Source organism: Desulfosporomusa polytropa, from assembly GCF_055380075.1.
Genome location: NZ_AP042400.1, coordinates 3,138,600 through 3,159,854, shown reverse-complemented (window position 1 = coordinate 3,159,854; position 21,255 = coordinate 3,138,600). Strand labels below are relative to the sequence as shown.

Genomic DNA, 21,255 nt, shown 5'->3' with positions numbered 1-21,255 from the left:
TTGACCCAATATCTGATGTGTGCAAATCCAAAGAACGAATAACGGTATCGTGGACTATAGCATTACTATTTTTTGGCTGAAGATTAAAAGGCCGCGTTAGCGGTTTTTCTTATTGATCCTATACTTTAGTCTAGTGTGTTTTTACCTAATTTTTGCTAAGGTGATAGCAAGGGTATCAGAAATCTGTCAAATCTGGGGAAATGGGGTGGATTTTTGCAAAGGGTGGAAGTCGTTTTCTGCGGCAACTCTGTATATCTCTGCGGGCTGGCAGGCGGCTTGCAACAGTTTGCGCACATCCGTGTTTGCCTGGTTTCCTCATTACCGGAGCAGCTAATACCTGAGCTAAAAATGCTTTGCCCGGACATCGTTATCATGGAGGCAACCGGTAATAACGCAGGCTTGATCGACTGTTTGCACAGGGCAAATTTATGCCCGGTGATTATTATTGTTTATCCGAAGACCGACTCGCTGGCGGTATTTGCTGGCGGGCGTTACTTTACAGCTCCATTAGATGGCTTGGTACAGGTAATTGAGGAGTGCATTTTCAGAAATTGAAGGTAACTGTTACTCGAACGAAAGGATGATATCATGAATACGAACAAATGCCGTACCGGCAGAAAAAATAGGGCCGTCATTTCCCTACTCTGTATGTCAATGCTGGCTCCGGCCTCTGCGGCGGCTGCGCTGCCCAACAGCGGCACCGTTCTCGAAGGGGCTAAGCCACCGGCTGCCCAAGCACCGGCGCAGCGTCAAGCACCAGTCATCACTGTGGAAGGCGAACAACCGGCGGCAACAGATGACAACCAACAGAAAATCGCGATCAGCGGCTTTCGTCTTAGCGGCGAGTTTCCTGTCCCGGCAAGTGAACTGCTGAAACTCCTTGATGATCAGGCCGGCAAGGAATTGCCGCTTGGTCAGTTGAATAAGCTTGCTGGCAAAATTACCGATCACCTACGGCAACAAGGCTATCTTGTCGCCTTTGCCTACATACCGGCGCAGACCATCAAGGATGGCATTGTCGAGATAACCGTTGTCCCCGGAAAATACGGCCGGCTTACTATCACCGGCGAAGGCATCAGCCAAGCGCAGCTGCGACGCATGTTTTTCGCCGCTAAGCCTGGCAGCTTTATCACCCGGGAGCCGCTGGAACGGGCGCTGCTGTTGGCTAGTGACCTGAGCGGCGTAAATATCAAAGCCACCCTGACTCCCGGCAAGGAGGCCGGTGCGGCTGACCTGGTACTGAACGTTTCCCGCACCAATAAAGTAACTGGTATTTTCTACACCGACAACTGGGGCAACCGCTATAGCGGTAAACTGCGTAGCGGCGCGCAGATCACCGTCAATAACCCCGGCAACAGCGGTGATCAGTTAACCCTGGGCGGCTTGCTTACCGAAGACAGGCGGCTGGACGACTACAACCTAAGCTACCAGACGCCCCTTGGCAACAACGGGGCGCATCTTAACCTCGGCCATTCTAAACTGCACTATACCCTGGGTGAAACCTATGATGACCTTGGTGCTACTGGTGAGGCAGATACCGACAGTATCAGCCTGAGCTATCCCGTGATTCGCAGCCGCGCCTTTAACCTGACCGGCACGTTAGGCTATGACCACAAACGTCTCCATGACGATATTACCGCTTCTGATACCTATTCCCGTAAAACCAGTGGATTATGGAACCTGGGAGTGTCAGGCAACTTCAGTGATACCTGGCTGGGCGGGGGAATCAACAGTTTTGCCTTGACCCAGTACTCGGGACGGCTCAGCATCCATGATACCGATACCGCTGCCATTGACGCTATGACTACCAATACCGCCGGACATTTTAACAAAACGGTGCTGAACTTGGAACGGCAACAGGCAGTGGCCCAAAATCTGAGCTTTCACTTTACGTTTACCGGCCAGTTGGCGAACAAGAACCTTGACTCCTCGGAAAAACTTTTTATCGGCGGTGCCGACGGTGTCAGAGCCTATCCTCAAGGAGAAGCATCTGGTGATCAGGGCTATCGGTTGAGCGGCGAACTAATGTGGCGTCTGCCGGGATTGTCTACCGCCAAAGACAGTGTGTATCTGACTAGTTTCTATGATTATGGCAATGTTATAGTGAATAAAAACACCTATACTGGCTCAGGCGATAACCGGCGCAGTCTTATGGGAGCCGGTCTCGGTTTGTTATGGAACAAGGATAAAAACTTCACCCTTCGCCTGGATTACGCCTGGAAACTCGGACATGAAGCAGCCAACTCCGACACTGATAAAGGCGGGCGCTTCTGGCTGCAGGGCGTGAAATACTTTTAAGGAGGCAGACCTATGCAACGAAAATGGAAACGGCACTGGCAGCGCCTTGCAAAAATGATAATGCCACCGCTAACGGCAGGCATACTGCTCATGAGCACCTATAACCCGGCCTATGCCAACCCGGCAGGGGGCCAGGTCACCGGTGGGGCGGCTACGATCACTACCAACGGTGCGAGGACAACGATCAACCAGACTTCAAACAAAGCGGCCATCAACTGGCAGAGCTTCAACATCGCCAAAGGCGAAACCGTGAACTTTGTCCAGCCGTCGGCCAGCGCGGTAGCTCTTAACCGGGTAATCGGCAATAATGCCTCCGCCATCTACGGTACGCTGAGCGCTAACGGCAAGGTCTTTCTCATCAACCCCAACGGCGTCCTGTTTGCTCCCGGTTCTCAAGTCAATGTCGGCGGTTTGGTGGCTTCAACCTTGAATATGTTTGACAGCGACTTTATGAACGGCAACTACACTTTCAGCGGCAGCGGCACAGGCAGTGTTATCAATCAGGGCGCCATTCAGGCCGCCGGCCAGGCCGTACTCATCGGGCCGCAGGTGAAAAATGAAGGCACCATCGCCGCTCAGGTTACCGGCCTGGCGGCAGGCAATAAAGTCAGCCTGGACTTTAGCGGGGACAAGCTGTTGAACCTGACAGTCGACACCGGCGCTGCCGGGGGCAGTGCTGTGAACAACGGCACCATCTTGTCTGACGGTGGCCTGGTGGTTATGAGTGCCGGGACAAAGAGTGCGCTCCTTACCACTGTTGTAAACAATAGCGGCATGATTCGGGCGCAGAGTGTGAACAGCGAGAATGGCGTCATTAAACTGGAAGGCAGTACAGTGACCAATAACGGCACCCTTGATGCCAGCGGCAAGGCAGTAGGCCAAACCGGCGGCACGGTCAAGGTGCTGGGTGATACCGTTACTTTGGCACAAGGTTCGTCGATTGACGTAGCCGGTGACAGGGGCGGCGGCACTGCCTTGATCGGCGGGGCGTACCAGGGCGGCAGCAGCGAGTATGCCGCTACTAAGACCACAGTCGCCCAAGGGACAAGCATCAAGGCCGACGCTCTGACAAGCGGCAACGGCGGACAGGTCATCGTGTGGTCCAACGATACAACCACCTTCGCCGGCAGCATCAGCGCCACAGGCGGCACGGCTGGCGGCGACGGCGGCAGTGTCGAAACCTCGGGACATCATACGCTGACAGTCGCCGATACGGCAAGTGTCAATACTACGGCTGTAAACGGCAAGACAGGCAATTGGCTGCTAGACCCGGCAGATTTCGTGGTAGATGATACCGGCAGCAAAGGGATGAAAGCTGCTGTTCTGTCGAATGCATTAAATAACTCCAGCATTACGATTACCACGACTAGCGGCACGGCAACTGCAACTAATGGCAATACTTCCGTCGGCAGCAATAGTGATATCAACGGCAATGGTGATATTACTATCAGCAGTGCGGTAAGTTGGAATACTCCTGCCAACATTTTAACTTTGAGCGCTTACCGCAACATTAACATTAATGCTGCTATTACCGCCTCAGGTGACAATGCAGGTTTGGCGCTTGCCTGCGGCACGGGTACGACCGGCACCTACAGTTTGGGTAATCGAGCGAAGATTACTCTATCCGGCAGTGGGGCTAAGTTTAGTTTGAATGGTGACAACTATGAAGTGATTAACAGTCACAGTACAAGCGGCGCGCTGAACGCACTGCAGGCTATTGGCACAGATAGCACGACACTGGGAAAAAGTTATTTTCTCGGCGCGGACATTGACGCCAGCGGCATAGGCACAGGCGTTCAGCCTATCGGTACTTTATCTAATATATTTACCGGTTCTTTTGACGGCGGCGGTCACACCATCAGCGGCTTAACAATTAATACAGCGAACGCAGCGAATACTCACTCTGTTTATGCCGGTTTATTTGGCTGCACCAGTAGTACCGCCACCATCCGCAATCTTGGATTGGTGAACAGCAGTGTGATAGGAACTGTTACCAGCCCCAGCGACGATATAAACGCTTATGTCGGCGGGCTGGTAGGCGAGAATGAAGGCACAATTACAAATTGTTATAGCAGTGGTGACGTGATTGCTACTGCTATTGCTACTGGCACCAACTCCGCTATAACTAATGCTGGCGGGCTGGTAGGCGAGAATAATGAAGGCACAATTACAAACTGTTATAGCAGCAGTAATGTGACTGGCACTGCCACCGCCACAAACAACGCTCAAGCAAAGGTTGGCGGGTTGGCAGGGGGGAATTATTCCAGTGGCATAATCACAAACTGTTATAGCAATGGTGACGTGACTGCTACTGCTACTGGTACCTTCGCTGCAACTTATGCTGGCGGGCTAGTGGGGGATAATCTGTGGAGTACGATTGACAATTGTTATAGCACAAGTAGCGTGACGGCTGTCGACTACACCGTTGCCAATGTTGGCGGACTGGTTGGGAATAATAGTTATTACGGAACAATCCAGAATTGCTATAGCACCGGTGATGTGGCTGTGGAAGACGACATAAGGGCCAATGTTGGCGGGCTGGTGGGGTATAATGATAATTACGGAACAATCAAGAACTGCTATAGCACTGGTGCAGTGACTGTCCACAAGCAGCATACCAACGGTGCCTACACCGGCGGGCTGGTTGGGGGTAATGCTAATGCTAGTAATGTTGGTGATGCTGGGATAATCATGGATTGCTACTGGAATACCGATACTTCAGGCATTCCATCAACCGGAATCGGTGATGGAACTAATAGCGGCGCTACCGGACTGAGCACCTCTCAAATGCAAACATCATCTTCCTACACAAACTGGGATACCTCAGTCTGGCGCATCTATGAAGGCCACACCTATCCATTATTGCGGAGCTTCCTCACGCCGCTGACGGTTACCGTTACTGACGCCACTACAACTTACAGCGGCAGCGCCCAGAGCGCCGCGGTGAGCTATTCCACAACTCCGAACAGCGCGTTGCTGGGCACATTTTCTTTATCTTACACCAATAACGCTACAGGCGTAACAGGGGCTGCCATCAATGCCGGTACCTATACCGTTTCCGGCGGCTCGGGCCTGTATTCCACGCAGCAGGGATATGACATCAGCTACGGTGGCAGCGGTACGCTGACCATCAACCCGGCGGCGCTGACAGTTAAGGCTGCTGCGCAAAGCAAGACATATGGCAGCAATGATCCGGCGCTAACCTACAGTGTGACCGGCCTGCAGGGGAGTGACACGGCAGCCGGTGTGTTAAATGGCAGCCTGACGCGAACAGCAGGCGAGACAGTAACAGGCGGCCTCTATGCCATAACCCAGGGAACACTTACACTGCTAGGCAACGCTAACTACACCCTAAGCTATATCGGTAACTTCCTGACCATCAACCCAGCAACGCTGACAGTTAAGGCCAACGATGTTAGCCGGTATTATGGATATGAAAATCCTGCCTTTACCTATACGGTTGTAAGCGGTTTAATTGGCAGTGATACTAAGAATGATGTGGTCAAAAACCTTGCACTGACAACCACGGCGATAAGGACATCGCCTGTTGCCCAATATGATATTACTCTAGGCGACAAACAAATTTCGTCTAATTATGCCCTGAATTTCATTCCCGGCAAGCTGACAGTAAACCAGGCGCCATGGCAATATAATAGCTACCAGGGGGCGGTTAGTTACGTCTACAGGTTGGCTGGCCAATCCGGTTTGACGGTAGGTAACTATGTGACGAACGGTGATTATCAGACTAGTACAACAGGCGACGTTCCAGGGTTAACCGTAGTTGAAACTGGCATTAACATTGACGGGCTGCTAGCGTCGACAGGTGGTCTAAACGAAACCGAGTAGAAAAATAAGCGGTCAGCTCCCTGTACTAGGAGGCTGACCGCTTTAATCTTTATTATTAGAGGCGTAAATAACAGCATTATTACCTACCGCTAGCGCCTTCCACCACTCTTTTGCATATATATATTATAAGGGGATGGGAAAGGAGGGTAACAATGACACATAGCGAGCCATGGGAAATGCCGGGAAAATGTACTTTAGGGTATGCCCCTAAGTCTATCGTAGTGCAGCAGGTGTTGGGCGAAAGACGGGTTCAGAAATCGATTGATGTGCATGTGTGTGTGCCACGCCACAAACCAGCGATTGAACAAATTGTCGATGTGTTTGTTAAAAAACTACAAATTACTGACGTTGATGTCATCCATGATAAAGTGGTTGTCAGAGGCGAGTTTGAGGTAAAGGCTTTGTACGTTGCCTGCAGGCCACGCCAGCCAGTGCATGCTGTCGAGGTGTGGCCTATCCGCTTTACCGCGCATGCGGATATTAGAGGTGCGCGGCGGGGAATGGAGGCAGATGCCAGTGTGATGGTCGAATTTGTCGATTATGATGTTGCGAAGCATACCCGCGCCTACTGGCATAAGAAAAAAGATCATGATTACGATCATTGCCAGGATGATGCTGCTGAGTACTGCGATGGTGATTATGATGATTGTGACTGCGATTGCGACTGTGATGAGGATTACCACCATAAACATAAGACGCTTAAAAAACATAAATTTAAGCCCAGCTGCAAGCCTCACAAGCCGCCATGCCACTGCACCCGCCACTTTGATGTTTCAGTAGTGCTAGGAATTGCCGTCAAAGTCATGATTGATCGCGAACTCATGATGTATCCTCAACCGCAGGGACTGCCTTATAAACCTAAGGGATAATTTTATATTTTAAAAGAAAAAATCTCTGGTTCGACAAATTACCGAACTAGAGATTTTTCTATATTTACCATATAGTCTACCTTCTGGATAAAATATTTATACAGAATATTTTATAATTTTCTGAAATATGATATTATAAGTATAAAGGCATAGTGTAGATAACCATGGGATGTAGCCGTTCTTTAAATTTCGCTAGTATTTGCGAGAAAAGGAAGAGGTGAAGTTATGGGGATATGCTTAGCTGAACAGGGCGATATAGACTTACTCTCTAATTCAAGGGAGGATTTTTTTACCTGGAGTGAGGTTAAATATCGGGCTCTGTTAGAAAACATGAATAACAGTTATGCTCTGTATGAAGTTCTCAAAGAACAAAGCGGAAAGCCGGCAGGGTATGTATTACTTGACGTAAATCCTGCATTTGAAAGGCAAATAGGTGTTCTTAAAGAAGCTGTTGTTGGTAAGGATATATCTGAAACTATTATTGCCGCACGCTATATGGGAATTGACTGGATTACTTTGTTTAATAAAACTGCTAAAGACGGAATAGCTCGCACGTTTGAAAAACATTCAGAGTTGTTGGGACGATGGTTCTGGATTGCGGTATTTTGCCCGCGGGAAGGGTATATTGGAGTATTGTTTTCTGATATAACCCAGCAGAAAGACATGGAAGAAAAACCTCAATACTATGCCTATCATGATCATAATATGGAGGTATCTAGCCAGCGTCTTTTGGAGGACAGGCTCATGTTAGCGATTTTGCAGGCCAAGAGAAATCGTGAGCAGTTGGCTGTTGCCATGTTTAGCGTGGATAATTTTCAGTGGATTGTTGATAACTATGGACAGGCGGCCGGAAATGAGCTGTTACAAGAGATAGCCAGACGGACAGTACGATGTCTCCGTCAAAGCGACACCATTGCTCGCGTCGAGAGCGATACCTTTGGTATTATATTGCCTGCGGTCAATTCCAGAACAAATGCCGTGATGGTGGCTAACCGTGTGCTAGAAGAATGCAGGCGTCCTCTTCTGTTGAGAGATGTAACGATAATAGTATCAGGTAGTATAAATATCTGTTTTTTTCCACAAGACCAAGTGAATTTTGCTGAAATGGTTAGCCCGGAAGATGTCAAAATGTATTTGTCAAAACAACGAAGGTATGCGCAGGTTTGTTTAACTATGTAACAGGAAAGTGAGATGCCACCGTTTACGATATAGAAAGAGTAAACGGTGGCATCTCATTTGAAAAAAATAACCAAATAATAACATACAATTAACACAAAGCTAAATGGCAAATGGTATGCTGAAACAGAGGGTGAGCATATGTCAAACAAAGTGGTGTACGGCTTGTTCCTGTTAGTGGTAATTCTTTATTTGGTCATATACTTTTTTCAATTACACATTCTTTCCGAAAGCACGGGAATGTTCGAGCTTCCTTCATCGTAAAGAACTAAATATTGCTCCCGCTTCCTTCCTGACAGACCAAAACAGGGGGGCGGGTGGCTTTTCGACTTATTCCAGGGTTTAGTTTCAAATCAAGTTTATATAGCTAAGAGATATTTGAAGTCTGAATTTAACTAAAAAACCAAGGCAAAGAGATGGTCCCTTTGTCTTGGCTTTTTTACGCTGTAAAGCGGCGATCGTAAGAAAGCTTTTTGGTTACAAAATTTAGGTAGTCTGTACAAGATGTGATTTGGTCAGATACAAGTATTATTTTCGATTGTTTTCTTTCAATACTAACGCTATTTTTGCGTTTACTTCAAGCAGCTGAAGAACAATACTCGGATCAAAGCCATAGGCCTGAGCGGTTGTTATTACCTTGTGCCAGTTGCTGTCGATTGATGACTGATAGTTGCCAGCAGCTTCGTGAAATTGAGGTGCTCTTGCGGGAAAAGCTTCTTTTTCAAGTTTATGGTTGACAAGCCAATCAACGCTTACTTGGAAAAAAGTTGCTATGCGGCATAATGTTGCTATATCTGGCTCTCGCCGGTTAACCTCCCAAGACGCCAGCGTTGAGCGATCTACTCTGAGTAAGCCTGCCAATTCTTCTTGTGTTAATTTGTTTCTCAGTAGTTTGATTTTTTCTCCAAGGGTTTCCATAAGCCACACTCCTTACTACTTACAATAACGTGCTTATGCCCTTGATTTCAATTATTGTGTCCATAAGACATTTCCAAGAAGGAAAATGGAAACAATTGGCGAAAAGGTGTCATAGAGACACTAAAACAAAGAGGGTCTATATCTAAGGGGGCGTATTCGGTGGAGGGTATTGAGCGAAGGGTAAGTCATGCCAGGTTAGGGAAGAGTTCTCACCGGGCTTTAATTGGTCGAATGGCTATTGGGGTGGCACACGAAATAAGAAATCCGTTAACTGTTATTAAAGGCTATTTGCAACTGCAGGAAAAAAGGGCTACATGTTGTACCAACGAATCACTAGGCATTATATTTCAGGAATTACATCAGATCGAAGTACTGGTAACCAATATTATATCATTGGCTGAGAACAAAGCTATTAAGAAAAAACCGGAAAACCTTAACCAGATACTTGAAAGGGTTTATCCGGTTGTGCAGAGGGCTGCAGTCAAGAGCGGTATTATGACTGAACTACGGTTAGCTGATAATTTACCGATGTTGAACTTACATGCGGAAGAGATAGAGCAAATGGTACTAATTTTGGCTAGAAACGGCATAGAAGCCATGCAGGTTAGCGGGAGTTTACGTATCGGTACTATTCGTAAATCAGGCAGCGTTGTTTTATATGTTAAAGATGAAGGCAGTGGTATTCCACCAGAACAAAGAGGAGAAATTTTTGATCCATTTTATTCGACTAAAGCAGGTAATGCAGGTTTAGGACTCGCTATCAGCCTCAATATTGTTGAAAGGCATCAAGGAGAAATTGAGGTAGATTCAACGTTGGGTGTGGGCAGTGTATTTAAAGTTTTGTTCCCAATAGGTAAGCAGTGACAGTGGACTGATTGCTATAGCTGGTTCGTTGCTTGCCTTTCTAGAATGTGGTAATATAAAAATAAATATGCAATGGTGCGGATGGTGAGAAATGAATTATTTGATGTCACAATTGACTGCTGGTGCTTATGTAATCGCTGTTAAAGATACCCATACATGGGATGTTGCATCATACACCAACATGTATGTATTACAACGTCCAGGGCAAACCATCTTAATTGATGCTGGGCTGCAAGAATATCAGACTGCCATTATCCCGGCGCTAGCTCAAATTGGAATAGCGCCTAATATGGTTACACATGTGCTCTTGACCCATGGTCACCACGACCACGTCGAGGGCGCAGCCTTGTTTAACAAGGCGAAGAAGTTTGTACATAGTGCTGATTTACCCATGATAGCGCCGGCGTTGGCGACACAGTTTGCTGTGTTTACGCCACAGTTGGGGAATGTTACGTATGCAGCCGAAGGCGTAAAGGGGCTGGAAATAGTGCTTGTTAACACGCATTCTCCCGGTTCGGTCGCTATTTTTGATAAGGTATCCAAGGCTTTATTTGTTGGCGATTTTTTCTGCTATTTTGGCGAAAGTCTGCCTGAAGGCGAGTTAGTTACGACTAGTGAACGTATTAAGCGAGGCTCATGTGACTATGTTGCCGGCCAGGCAACGGCTGGCGAGCCGGAATTTGAAAAATTTATGCTGGGTTTGACCAGGCTGCGTACTTATCAGCCTGAATTCTTCTGTACCGGTCATGGTGTAGTGCTGCGACAGGATATTCAGACTTTCTTAATGAATATGTGGCAAAGCGGAACACCAACGTAGTACCGCTCAAAAAAATTTACATTGGGAGTGAGGATGTATGAACTTTAGATTTACCCACAATAACATTAATGTGCTAAACCTGGAAAAAAGCATGGCCTTTTATCACGAGGCGTTGCAACTGACTGAAACCCGGCGTATTGAAAAGCCTAGTTTTACTATCGTTTATTTAGGAGATGGCCAGACACCGCATAAACTGGAATTAACCTGGATCAAGGAGCGTAAGGAAGCGTATAATCTAGGGGAAAATGAGTTCCATCTGGCTTTTATCACCAGTGACTTTGAGAAAGCGTACAACCACCATAAGGCCATGGGCTGCATCTGTTATGAAAATAAAGAAATGGGCATCTATTTTATTTCTGATCCAGACGGTTATTGGTTGGAAGTTCTTCCAGAACGTTTTTAAAACAATACACAATAGTGAAAGCCGGAACCTTTTATTTGTCAGGGTTCCGGCTTTTACTATTGTGCCAGAAGACTAATAAAAAACACGGGGACCTTAGCTTCTACTATTCTGTAAAGGCTCTCGTAGATGCATGACGCTTCCCGTGTATAAACCATTCGAACAGGCCGCCTTGTGTGCAGTGTTACAAGTCCCAACCAATATTAACCACCAAATCATGTTCGAGTTTCATGCTAAATAGGGGGATTTTTCACACTGCATAGCATATCATCAGGCAACCGTCGTTAGGACAATTTTCCTATATAATCAGGACATTTATTACACGATGTAATTTATAATAAATGTCTCACAAAAGCTCCCGGTTGCGCTTAGCTAGCTGTGAATTCAGAGTAATATTTATGTGTACATCGGTTAGTCTCCGGAGAGTGCAATAGTTATAGTGCGTTATTTCCAACCTGATTAATGGACTAGGATGTGGTTTTATGGATGAAACAGTTTTGCCTGTGGCGCAAGACGGCCAGTATCAAATTACTGCTAATGATGTTGGCATATACCTGAGTGTATGGGCTCCAGCTAGGGGCGGCTGGACAGTGACAAAAGCTGCAATTATTGAGGAATTAACAAATCGGAAATGTACCAATTTTGATAGTGATTTCATTTCAGTGGTAATTAGAGAAGCTATGGGGACACCAGTGCTGATTGCCAATACAGGACCGAAGATCGATGGGCGGTATGAAATCAGTGCCAATGACGCCGGTGTGTATCTCAGCGTGTGGGCTCCCGGCAATGACGGGTGGCCGGTATCAAAAGCAGCAATTATTCAGGATTTGACAGATCGGAAATGCACCAATTTTGACAGTGATTTCATTTCCGTGACAATCAGAGAAGCCATTGGGGCACCGGTACTCATTGTCAGCTCACAGCTATCAGTTTTGCCGTCAGAGAATCTGGTTAGAGTCAAGGTTGGATACAAGCGCCTTGAAGCCAGGGTTAGTGTCAATATCCCTGTAGATAGGCCGCCGGTCACATATTTACAGCTATTAGCCGATTTGAAAGCTGCCGGTGTCTGTTATGGTATCGACGAAGATGCTCTTAACATGCTTACGCAAACACATACAGCAACCAATATTATTTGTGCCCGTGGTACGCCGCCTTGCAAAGGCGACAACGCCTTCCTAAAATATTACATTGATCCTGACAGCCAGGGGCGGCCGGTAGAACTGGAGGATGGGCGGGTTGATTTCAAAGAAACTAACAATTTTCTCTGTGTGGAAGAGGGGCAATTGTTAGTAGAAAAAATTCCTGCAACACCAGGTACTCCGGGAACAGACGTATTTGGGTTACCGCTTCCGCCTAAGTCCGGTAATGACATCCAAATGCCTGTGGGACAAAATGTAATTAATGTAGACGACTGGCGTCTTTATGCTGCGATTAATGGGCATTTGCATATATTCCTTGATAAACGCATTAATGTCATACCGATTATTGTAATTGACGGGGATGTTGACTATTCTACCGGAAATATCGATTTTAAAGGCAGTATCATTGTTAGGGGTTCTGTCCAACCTGACTTTTTTGTAAAAGCCGGCGGTAATGTTGAAGTATGTGGTACAATATCCGGTGGCACGGTAGAGGCCAACAACATCATTGTGCGCAAGGGAATTCAGGGCATGAAGCGTAGTGTAATCAAAGTACGGGAACGTCTTGTGGCCAATTTTATTGAAAGTGCTACTGTTTTTGCCGATGAGGACGTTATCGTCAATGATGTTATCTTAACTAGCTCCGTGTACGCAGGTTCGCGCGTCATTGTTGAAGGCGGTCGGGGACTTATCCGGGGCGGACGTGTATCGGCCGGTGAATTAATCCGCGCAAGTACCATTGGCAATCAATCCGGTGTTGTTACTGAGATTGCGGTGTCGGCTAATTCACTTCTCAAGGATGAACTAATTAGTCTCCATCAGCAAATTAAGAAAGCAGAAGTTACATACAATGAATTGCAGTTAGCAATGTCTCACTTTCGCAATCAGGGCAGTAAACATCTTTCAAGTGAAAAAAGGGAACGCTATACAAAACATGAACTGGAGTATAAAACTCTGCCCGACCGGGTGGAAACGATGAAGCAGCGCATAACCAATATCGAGAGGATTCTCAATACCACCAAGCCAGGCAGGGTTCGGGTTAGCGGCTATATTTATCCTGGAACCATAGTCTTTATCTGTTCATTAACCAAGAGCATCAATGATTCATTGCAATTTGTCTCTTTCTATGTGGTTGGTGGTGAGATTACGTTTAGTTCTCTGCGGTGAGTGGAAACACGGGGACCGGTGAAGTGTTTCGAGGTGAGAGGGTGTTAGTCAAAGCAGACTAATAAGTTTCAACAAACACTTCAAAGTAGCCTTGTGGATGCGCACAGGCCGGGCAGAGGTCAGGAGCCTGATCGCCGGTATGGATGTAGCCACAGTTATTACATTTCCATTGAACAGTAGCAGGCTTTTTAACTACAGTATCATTGACAATATTGTCATGCAGCTTTCTGTAGCGGGCTTCATGATGTTTTTCTACTTCAGCGATCTTCCGGAAAACAGTGGCAATAGCCGGGAAGCCTTCTTGGTCAGCAACATCAGCAAAATGCGGATAGAGTTCAGACCATTCCTCATTTTCCCCTTGCGCGGCAGCTAAAAGATTGGCTTTGGTGTTGCCCAAAGCAACGGGAAAGTCGGCTTGAATGGTAACGTTTTGGCCATCAAGGCATTCCACAAGAAACTTATAGAAACGTTTAGCATGTTCTTTTTCATTGTCGGCTGTTTCAGTAAACAAGTTGGAGATTTGCACATAGCCTTCTTTTTTTGCAGCAGAAGCATAGTAGGTGTAGCGCATTCTGGCTTGGGATTCTCCGGCAAATGCTTGCATCAGATTGACCGCAGTTTTGGTATCTTTTAGTGATTTCATACTAATCCCCCTTATGATAATTTAAATTTTTCTGTTTTTGCATAGAACTGCCGGAATGTTTATTCGCGGCAGCTCTTTATATGTAATTAATTACTACAAAGTAATGGAAAATCCTGCTGCAGATAATTAATTATATATATTGGATAATTATGAGAAAAAACAATGTTTATGGGGACTTATGGAGGAATAATAAAAAAGTTTATAGAACATAGCAGAATATGTTTATTTTTAGAACCATTCATTCAGGTTTGTCTGACAAGACGTATGTTAGTCAATCGTTAGGGTGCTCCGAGTAAGCGGAAGGCCAGGTTTATAGCTGTGCAGAAATTATCTTGGAGGTTTTGAGAATGGTAAAAAAAGTTTCATTCACAAGTCTGAGAAGTAAACTGCTTCTCTTTTTTTCATTAATTAGTTTAGTGCCCTTGCTTATCCTTAGCAGTGTTAATGGGTATCAGGATTATCAGGATGATGTCCTTAAAGCCAATAAAGAGAATCAACAGTTATCGGCGGCCTTGGCTGACGATATAGCAAGCATGCTTGAGGCTCGAGTTGGTGTACTGCGGACAGTAAGTAAATTGCCACAGATCCAAAGTATGAATCCGGAGCAGCAAGTTCCTGTACTGCAAGTAGTAAAACAGCAGTATGATGATTTATCTACTGTTGTCACAGTGGCAACAAGCGGACAACAGATTGCCCGTGATGCCGGCAAATTAATCAGTATTGCCGACAGGGATTACTTTCAGGGCGTTATGAAGGGGGAGCAGGAAGTAATTAGTGAGGTGCTTGTTTCTAAAGCTACCGGCAAACCAGGTATTTTTATTTGTCTGCCCATTAAGAATGCCCAGGGCGCTTTAGTTGGTGCGATTTTTGCAAACCTGGATTTGTCAGGGTTGGTAAACAAAACAACGGCCGTTAAAGCAGGTGCCACCGGCTATGCTTTTGTCACCGATAATTTAGGTAAGGTTATTGCCCATCCTGTTAAAGAACTGGTGGATAAGCAGGTCGATATGTCGCAACTGGTGCCTGTGCAGAAGGCAATCACCAATAATACGGGTAATGCTACTTATGAATTTGAAGGACAAAATAAACTTGCAGGCTATGCCTTTGTTCCTAGAACAAGCTGGGCCGTTGTGGTGCAGCAACCAGAAAGTGAAGCGCTTGCCGACGCGCGTACCAACCTAATGATGTCTGGCGGTATGGTTGCTGTTGCCGCTTTGTTGGTCATTGTTGCCGCTTCCGCCATTGCGCGGTCCATTACCAGGCCGCTTGGTCGGTTAGTGGCAAATACGCAGGCGGTGGCGGCTGGTGATTTATCGCAGAGTCTGCCAGTCGAAAGCCGAGACGAAATTGGCCAATTGTCAGAAGCCTTCAATACCATGACGACTGAGTTAAAGGCCTTAATCAGGCAAATTACTGTTGATGCCGAGCAACTTACCGCCTCGTGTGAGGAACTTACTGGCAGTGCTGAGCAATCGTCACAAGCAGCTAATCAAGTAGCAGGTACGATCACCGATGTAGCTAAAGGAGCAGAAGAGCAGCTGACCACAGTACAGGATACTGCGGCTGTGGTGGCCCAAATATCAGTGGTTACCCAGCAAGTAGCTGCCAACGCGAATGAAGTAGCTCTACAATCAGCTGAGGCTGCCGGTAAGGCCAGGGAGGGCGATAAATCGGCTGTAAAAGCAATTGAACAAATGAATTCTATTGAGCAAACTGTCAATACTTCGGCAGCGGTAGTGGCTAAGCTCGGTGAACGTTCCAAAGAAATTGGCCAAATTGTGGATGCTATTGCCAATATTGCCGGACAGACTAACCTGCTGGCGCTCAATGCTGCTATTGAAGCTGCCAGGGCGGGGGAACAAGGTCGTGGTTTTGCGGTAGTAGCCGAGGAAGTGCGAAAGCTGGCTGAGCAGTCCCAGGATGCGGCCCAAGAAATTGCCGGCCTAATTACGGAAATTCAAGGCGATACCGATAGTGCGGTCATTGCCATGAACGACGGAACACGAGAGGTAAAACGAGGCGCAGAGGTAGTGAATGCCGCTAGCCAAGCCTTCCGGGAGATTGTAGGTCTAATAACGCAGGTATCGGAACAAATCAAGGAAATATCAGTAGCCATTCACCAGATGGCTGGCGGTACTCAACAAATCGTAAGTTCTGTTAACAAAATAGAAAAAATTAGCCGCAATGCTACCGGAGAGGCACAGACCGTGTCGGCTGCCACCCAGGAGCAAGCGGCAGCCATGGAAGAAATAGCTTCTGCCAGTGAGGCGCTTGCGATGTTGGCGCAAAATCTTCAAACAGCTGTTAGCAAATTTCGGATATAATTATATTATATATGACACAGTAGGATACGCCTTGGAGCAACAATAAAAGTAGATCTAGCCTAAGCAATTAGGCCAGATCTACTTTTTTCTACTTCGCAATTCTTACGGAATCATCCAGGATAGGGCATAAGCTTGCAGATAGGTCATGATTCCTACTAGGATAGCCAGAGTGATAGAATGCATGACAGTAAAGCTGAATAGATCCCCTTCTTTACCGACAAGACCGGTAGCGGCAGTGGCTACGGCAATACTTTGCGGTGAAATCATTTTGCCGGTAACGCCACCGGAAGAGTTGGCTGCCACAGTCAAAATAGGGTCAACGCCTACCTGCTGGGCAGTGACTGATTGAAGATTACCAAACAAGGCATTGGCTGATGTATCTGATCCAGTTAGAAATACTCCCAACCAACCAAGCCAGGCAGAGAAAAAGGGGAAAAATGATCCCGAGCCTGCCAGGAAGAGGCCCAGACTGGAACTCATGCCAGAGTAATTCATGATATAAGCCAGACCGAGTACCGCAGGAATGGTAATCAATGGTTTGGTTAGTTGGCTAAAGGTTTTACCAAGAATGCGGAAGAACTGTCCAGGTCCTACACCCAGTATCATAGCTGATAGTATGCTGGCAATAAAAAGTGCTGTACCAGCGGCGCTTAACCAGTTTATTTTGTATACTGCGGTCATAGCAGTAGGTGCTTTGGCGATAGGCGCAACCTGCGTAACTAGATTATGTAAGCCGGGTACATAAATTGATAAGGTAGGCATATCCAATAGCGCCTTAATAGGTTTTAGTCCCCACAGAATAACCATAACAGTCAAAATGATAAAGGGGCCCCAGGCGGTAACAAGCTCTGTTGTAGAATAGGTTGGTAAAACCGCTGTTTTTGATTTTCCAGCCTCTTCACCAGGAAATCGCCAGATGGAGGCGGGTTTCCATATCTGCAGAAAGAAGGTTAGTGAAAAAATCGATGCCAGTGAGGAGAGAATATCTGGAAGTTCCGGGCCGAGGTAATTAGCAGAGAAGAACTGTACGACAGCAAAAGAAACGCCAGCCACCAAGCAGGCAGGCAGTACTTCTCTAGTTGCTTTCCAACCAGACATAAGTACCACCAGCCAAATGGGGATGAAAACCGAAAGAAAAGGCAGTTGCCGTCCAACCATCTGGCTTATCTTCATAGTATCTAGGCCTGTAACCTGTCCGGCCACGATGATCGGAATACCAATGCCCCCAAAGGCAACTGGTGCGGTATTGGCGATAAGACAAAGGCCAGCGGCATACAACGGATTAAAGCCCAGTCCAACGAGCATGCCGGCAGAAATGGCTACTGGAGTACCAAACCCGGCTGCGCCTTCTAAAAACGCGCCAAAGGCAAAGGCAATCAGCAAGGCTTGCAGGCGGCGATCATCGGTAATTGTGGCAATAGAATTTTTGATTACATCGAATTTACCTGTCTCAACAGTCATGTTGTAAATGAAGATGGCGGTCAATACTATCCAAAATATGGGAAAAACACCATAAGCTATACCCATCAGAGCTGCTAGAAAAGCAGTGTTCAAGGGCATTTTGTAGACAAGCACTGCTACCAAAAAAGCGGCTATCAGTGCTGAAATTCCCGCAACCTGTCCAGGTGAACGGCGAATAGCCAATAAATAAAAAATTATGATCATCGGGATGGCGGCGGCTAATGCGGATAATGCGATACTGCCTAACGGCACATATTCTTGTGTCCATGTCATAATAATAGTTCCCTCCTGAGCACTTTAATTTCTTCTCTGCTATTATTTGTCACTAAGAGGAAAAAAAATCAGGATAATGCTGGATAAAGTGCACAAACTAAAAATGCTTCAATGGCTAAGGCTTACTTTATTTGTGGAGGTCACATGTGATGAAAGCATCCATATTTATTACTTGCATTTGTGATAGTATGTATCCCCAGGTTGGTGAAGCTATGGTTCGCGTTCTGGAAAAACTGGGCGTAACATTAGATTTTCCGCCTGAACAGACTTGTTGCGGCCAACCAGCGCTTAGCAGCGGCTACTGGGAGTATGCTCGGCCAGTTGCTGAGACCATGCTTACCGCCTTCAAGAACAGCCAGTACGTGGTTGCACCAGCTGGCTCGTGTATTACCGCGGTTAAAGAGTATTATCCGATCCTGTTTGAGAAGGATCCTGAGAAGTATCGCCAGGCCAAAGAGTTGAGTGCTAAACTCTTTGAATTTAGTGAATTTGTGGTCAAGATTTTAAAGAAAGAGGATGTAGGAGCGCGTTTTCCTCACAGGGTAACCTATCATTCCAGCTGTCATGCGCGCAGATTTTTAAATACAGACCAATATGTTCGTACATTGCTCACAAACGTAAAAGAAATTGATTATGTACCCTTGCCGCATGAAGAAGCTTGCTGCGGTTTTGGGGGAACATTCTCAGTAAAGCTGCCCGAAATATCAGAAGCCATGGTAGATGAAAAGGCCCGAAATATCATGGAAACCAAGGCCGATGTACTTGTTGGTGTTGATTTAAGCTGTCTGATGAACATTGATGGTAGATTAAAGAAGCAAAAAACTAACGTGCGGGTCATGCATGTGGCTGAATTATTAGATGAGGGGATGAGACTGTGAGCGAGAGGCCAACTTTGCACTTGCGCGACAGAGCGGTCAAAGCCTTAAAAGATGACCAGATGCGGCAAGCTGTTCGCAAAGCGGTAGACCGTTTGAGCGCGAACAAAGATAAAGCGGCCCGTGAACTTCCCAATTGGGAGGAATGGCGGGAGCAAACCAAGCTTATCAGGCAGCATACGGTCAATCATCTTGACTATTACTTGAAGTTGCTAACAGATAATGTGAAGAAAGCAGGTGGAAAGGTTCACTTTGCTCCAAATGCTGAAGCGGCGCGTAAGATTATTGCCGACTTATGCAAGGAGTACAATGCTAAAAAAATTATTAAATCAAAGTCCATGGTGACTGAGGAAATACATCTTAATACAGCACTTGAGGCAGTTGGTATGGAAGTAATCGAAAGTGATCTGGCAGAATATATTCTGCAGCTGGCAGGAGAAACACCCTCCCATATTATTGTTCCTGCCATCCATAAAAACCGCAATCAGATTGCTGAACTATTCTCTAAGGTAGCTGGTAAAAAAGTTGAATCCGATACACCCGCCCTTACTGCTTTTGCCCGTAAAATTTTGCGCAACAAATTTATTAGTGCCGATGTTGGCATTACCGGCTGCAATTTTGCCGTTGCCGAAACTGGTTCTATTACACTTGTTACTAATGAAGGAAATGCCAGGTTAACAACAACCTTGCCGAGGGTTGTCATTAGTGTCATGGGTATGGAACGGGTTGTCCCGACCTTTGAGGATTTGGAAACTGTCTTATCAATGTTGCCACGCAATGCAACTGGGCAGAAGCTTACCAGTTATGTTTCGGTTATCAATGGCTCGCGGCAGCCAGGCGATATTGATGGCTGTGAAAAGTTCCATCTGGTGATTGTTGATAATGGGCGTTCACGTATGCTGGCAGATGAAGAATACCGTCAGGCGCTTAATTGTATCCGCTGTGGTGCCTGTTTTAATGTGTGTCCTGTATACCGTCAAATCGGTGGACATGCGTATGGATCAGTCTATGGCGGTCCCATAGGATCGGTTATTACTCCGTTATTAGAAGATGATATCGACTTTTGGGGCGAACTGCCATATGCTTCGACCTTGTGCGCTGCCTGTACAAGTGTCTGTCCAGCAAAGATTCCGTTACAGGATTTGTTGTTCAAGCTACGGCATCGGCGGGTGAGTGACGGTTATGGCCAAGTAGTTGAAAAGTTTGCTTTTAACATGTGGAAGCGGTTTTTCAAATTGCCTAGTACCTATAAATTTGCCATGAAAGTCGCGTCACTGGGGCAAAAGCCTTTAGTCAATAATGGCTATATTACTGCTAAATTACCGTTGCTTGCTAATTGGACTAATTCACGTTATATGCGGGCGGCTGCAGATACAACCTTCCGCGAGCGATGGGAAAAACGTAAGAAATAGGTGAGCATATGACAAATATTCAGGAAGATATTGCGCAGGAAACTATGTTTTTGCAAACGGTAGCCAAGGCCTTGGGGAGGGATAAAGTACTTACAGTAGCCCCTAACCGGAAAGAAGTTGGACCGCCGGCTTTTTGGCGGGAGCAGAAGTTTGAAGCGGAGCAGCCGCTTACACTATTTAAGGCCAACCTGGAAGCGCTAACCGGCAAAGTCGCCATCGTTAACAATGGAGTAGAGGCTACTAATCAGATAAAGTTGTGGCTCAAAGTGCTAAATGCCAAAACTGCTATTGTGTGGGATCACCCTGAGTTACGTAAGCATATAGAATTCTCCCGCTTGGGCGTAAAAACTGAGCTTTGGAATAGTGATAAGTCCCGGCAGGAACTAATCGAAATTGCAGAACAGGCTGATGCCGGCATTACCTGGGTTAACTATGCTATTGGCTACACCGGGACGGTAGCTTTGTTCAACGGAGCCAATACCGGACGTTCTGTGAGTTTGCTGCCGCCTACCCATATTGCAGTCATGCACAAGTCAGATATTGTGCCAACTATGTCTACGGTAATGAGGCACCTCGTTGAGCAGCGCGGCCAAGGTAAATTGCCGTCAGTCGTTGATTTTATCACAGGACCCAGTCGTACCTCTGACATTGAGATGGATCTATCAATAGGGGTGCATGGGCCATTTCGTATGTGGGCTGTAGTTATCGATAATTGAGGCTGCCTGCTCAGAAAATAAAAGCAGCCAGAACCCATAGTTATTTTGGGTTCTGGC

General features: G+C 46.5%; 16 protein-coding genes. 13 read left to right on the top strand and 3 right to left on the bottom strand.

Translation table 11 applies throughout. From position 1 onward, the window contains the following. Window positions 1-213: 213 nt before the first annotated feature. The 5 genes from ACZ449_RS16660 (at window position 214) to ACZ449_RS16640 (ending at window position 8,192) form a co-directional block, all read left to right on the top strand. Window positions 214-555, top strand: a complete 342-nt coding sequence (locus ACZ449_RS16660; protein ID WP_464257187.1) for a hypothetical protein — start codon at window positions 214-216, stop codon at window positions 553-555. 33 nt (window positions 556-588) lie between these two features. Continuing rightward, complete coding sequence (locus ACZ449_RS16655; protein ID WP_464257186.1) at window positions 589-2,298, top strand: ShlB/FhaC/HecB family hemolysin secretion/activation protein; 1,710 nt, start codon at window positions 589-591, stop codon at window positions 2,296-2,298. 12 nt (window positions 2,299-2,310) lie between these two features. Beyond that, window positions 2,311-6,144, top strand: coding sequence for a two-partner secretion domain-containing protein (locus tag ACZ449_RS16650; protein WP_464257185.1), 3,834 nt, complete (start codon window positions 2,311-2,313; stop codon window positions 6,142-6,144). Window positions 6,145-6,296: 152 nt separating this feature from the next. Continuing rightward, on the top strand, window positions 6,297-7,013 hold the full coding sequence (locus tag ACZ449_RS16645) for a DUF3794 domain-containing protein (protein ID WP_464257184.1): 717 nt from the start codon (window positions 6,297-6,299) through the stop codon (window positions 7,011-7,013). Between the two features lie 225 nt (window positions 7,014-7,238). After that, a complete protein-coding gene (locus ACZ449_RS16640) occupies window positions 7,239-8,192 on the top strand; it encodes a diguanylate cyclase domain-containing protein (RefSeq protein ID WP_464257183.1) in 954 nt (317 codons plus the stop codon). 525 nt (window positions 8,193-8,717) lie between these two features. Here the strand turns inward: ACZ449_RS16640 and ACZ449_RS16635 are convergent. After that, a complete protein-coding gene (locus ACZ449_RS16635) occupies window positions 8,718-9,107 on the bottom strand; it encodes a helix-turn-helix domain-containing protein (RefSeq protein WP_464257182.1) in 390 nt (129 codons plus the stop codon). 159 nt (window positions 9,108-9,266) lie between these two features. Here ACZ449_RS16635 and ACZ449_RS16630 point away from each other — a divergent pair, with 159 nt between their 5' ends. The 4 genes from ACZ449_RS16630 (at window position 9,267) to ACZ449_RS16615 (ending at window position 13,494) form a co-directional block, all read left to right on the top strand. Beyond that, window positions 9,267-9,971: a two-component system sensor histidine kinase NtrB gene (locus tag ACZ449_RS16630; RefSeq protein WP_464257181.1), complete on the top strand. Its 705-nt coding sequence runs from the start codon at window positions 9,267-9,269 to the stop codon at window positions 9,969-9,971. 91 nt (window positions 9,972-10,062) lie between these two features. Continuing rightward, on the top strand, window positions 10,063-10,788 hold the full coding sequence (locus ACZ449_RS16625; RefSeq protein WP_464257180.1) for an MBL fold metallo-hydrolase: 726 nt from the start codon (window positions 10,063-10,065) through the stop codon (window positions 10,786-10,788). A 37-nt stretch (window positions 10,789-10,825) separates the two neighbouring features. Continuing rightward, on the top strand, window positions 10,826-11,191 hold the full coding sequence (locus tag ACZ449_RS16620; protein WP_464257179.1) for a VOC family protein: 366 nt from the start codon (window positions 10,826-10,828) through the stop codon (window positions 11,189-11,191). A 479-nt stretch (window positions 11,192-11,670) separates the two neighbouring features. Continuing rightward, window positions 11,671-13,494 (top strand): DUF342 domain-containing protein, encoded by a 1,824-nt coding sequence (locus tag ACZ449_RS16615; RefSeq protein ID WP_464257178.1) that lies wholly within the window; start codon window positions 11,671-11,673, stop codon window positions 13,492-13,494. A 58-nt stretch (window positions 13,495-13,552) separates the two neighbouring features. On the opposite strand, the gene rbr is transcribed toward ACZ449_RS16615, so the two are convergent. Beyond that, complete coding sequence (gene rbr / locus ACZ449_RS16610) at window positions 13,553-14,137, bottom strand: rubrerythrin (protein WP_464257177.1); 585 nt, start codon at window positions 14,135-14,137, stop codon at window positions 13,553-13,555. A 347-nt stretch (window positions 14,138-14,484) separates the two neighbouring features. On the opposite strand from rbr, the gene ACZ449_RS16605 reads away from it, so the two are divergent. Continuing rightward, window positions 14,485-16,461 (top strand): methyl-accepting chemotaxis protein, encoded by a 1,977-nt coding sequence (locus ACZ449_RS16605; RefSeq protein WP_464257176.1) that lies wholly within the window; start codon window positions 14,485-14,487, stop codon window positions 16,459-16,461. A 102-nt stretch (window positions 16,462-16,563) separates the two neighbouring features. Here ACZ449_RS16605 and ACZ449_RS16600 read toward each other — a convergent pair whose 3' ends face one another. Then, window positions 16,564-18,195 carry an L-lactate permease gene (locus ACZ449_RS16600; RefSeq protein ID WP_464257175.1) on the bottom strand — a complete coding sequence of 544 codons (1,632 nt, stop codon included), beginning with the start codon at window positions 18,193-18,195 and terminating at the stop codon, window positions 16,564-16,566. Between the two features lie 149 nt (window positions 18,196-18,344). On the opposite strand from ACZ449_RS16600, the gene ACZ449_RS16595 reads away from it, so the two are divergent. The 3 genes from ACZ449_RS16595 to ACZ449_RS16585 are packed head-to-tail and all read left to right on the top strand — an operon-like array spanning window position 18,345 to window position 21,198. Then, on the top strand, window positions 18,345-19,073 hold the full coding sequence (locus ACZ449_RS16595) for a (Fe-S)-binding protein (RefSeq protein WP_464257174.1): 729 nt from the start codon (window positions 18,345-18,347) through the stop codon (window positions 19,071-19,073). Continuing rightward, entirely contained in the window at window positions 19,070-20,482 is a 1,413-nt protein-coding gene (locus ACZ449_RS16590; RefSeq protein WP_464257173.1) for a LutB/LldF family L-lactate oxidation iron-sulfur protein, read from the top strand. The genes ACZ449_RS16595 and ACZ449_RS16590 overlap by 4 nt, the downstream gene beginning before the upstream one ends. A gap of 8 nt (window positions 20,483-20,490) precedes the next feature. Beyond that, window positions 20,491-21,198 (top strand): LutC/YkgG family protein, encoded by a 708-nt coding sequence (locus tag ACZ449_RS16585; RefSeq protein ID WP_464257172.1) that lies wholly within the window; start codon window positions 20,491-20,493, stop codon window positions 21,196-21,198. The last annotated feature ends 57 nt before the right edge of the window (window positions 21,199-21,255 follow it).

What these genes read in the sequence shown, in the direction of transcription:
- ACZ449_RS16585 (WP_464257172.1), top strand. Translation starts at nt 20,491, where the DNA reads ATGACAAATATTCAGGAAGATATTGCGCAGGAAACTATGTTTTTGCAA.
- ACZ449_RS16605 (WP_464257176.1), top strand. Translation starts at nt 14,485, where the DNA reads ATGGTAAAAAAAGTTTCATTCACAAGTCTGAGAAGTAAACTGCTTCTC.
- ACZ449_RS16620 (WP_464257179.1), top strand. Translation starts at nt 10,826, where the DNA reads ATGAACTTTAGATTTACCCACAATAACATTAATGTGCTAAACCTGGAA.
- ACZ449_RS16650 (WP_464257185.1), top strand. Translation starts at nt 2,311, where the DNA reads ATGCAACGAAAATGGAAACGGCACTGGCAGCGCCTTGCAAAAATGATA.
- ACZ449_RS16600 (WP_464257175.1), bottom strand. Translation starts at nt 18,195, where the DNA reads ATGACATGGACACAAGAATATGTGCCGTTAGGCAGTATCGCATTATCC.
- ACZ449_RS16635 (WP_464257182.1), bottom strand. Translation starts at nt 9,107, where the DNA reads ATGGAAACCCTTGGAGAAAAAATCAAACTACTGAGAAACAAATTAACA.
- ACZ449_RS16595 (WP_464257174.1), top strand. Translation starts at nt 18,345, where the DNA reads ATGAAAGCATCCATATTTATTACTTGCATTTGTGATAGTATGTATCCC.
- ACZ449_RS16640 (WP_464257183.1), top strand. Translation starts at nt 7,239, where the DNA reads ATGGGGATATGCTTAGCTGAACAGGGCGATATAGACTTACTCTCTAAT.
- ACZ449_RS16615 (WP_464257178.1), top strand. Translation starts at nt 11,671, where the DNA reads ATGGATGAAACAGTTTTGCCTGTGGCGCAAGACGGCCAGTATCAAATT.
- ACZ449_RS16645 (WP_464257184.1), top strand. Translation starts at nt 6,297, where the DNA reads ATGACACATAGCGAGCCATGGGAAATGCCGGGAAAATGTACTTTAGGG.
- ACZ449_RS16655 (WP_464257186.1), top strand. Translation starts at nt 589, where the DNA reads ATGAATACGAACAAATGCCGTACCGGCAGAAAAAATAGGGCCGTCATT.
- rbr (WP_464257177.1), bottom strand. Translation starts at nt 14,137, where the DNA reads ATGAAATCACTAAAAGATACCAAAACTGCGGTCAATCTGATGCAAGCA.
- ACZ449_RS16625 (WP_464257180.1), top strand. Translation starts at nt 10,063, where the DNA reads ATGAATTATTTGATGTCACAATTGACTGCTGGTGCTTATGTAATCGCT.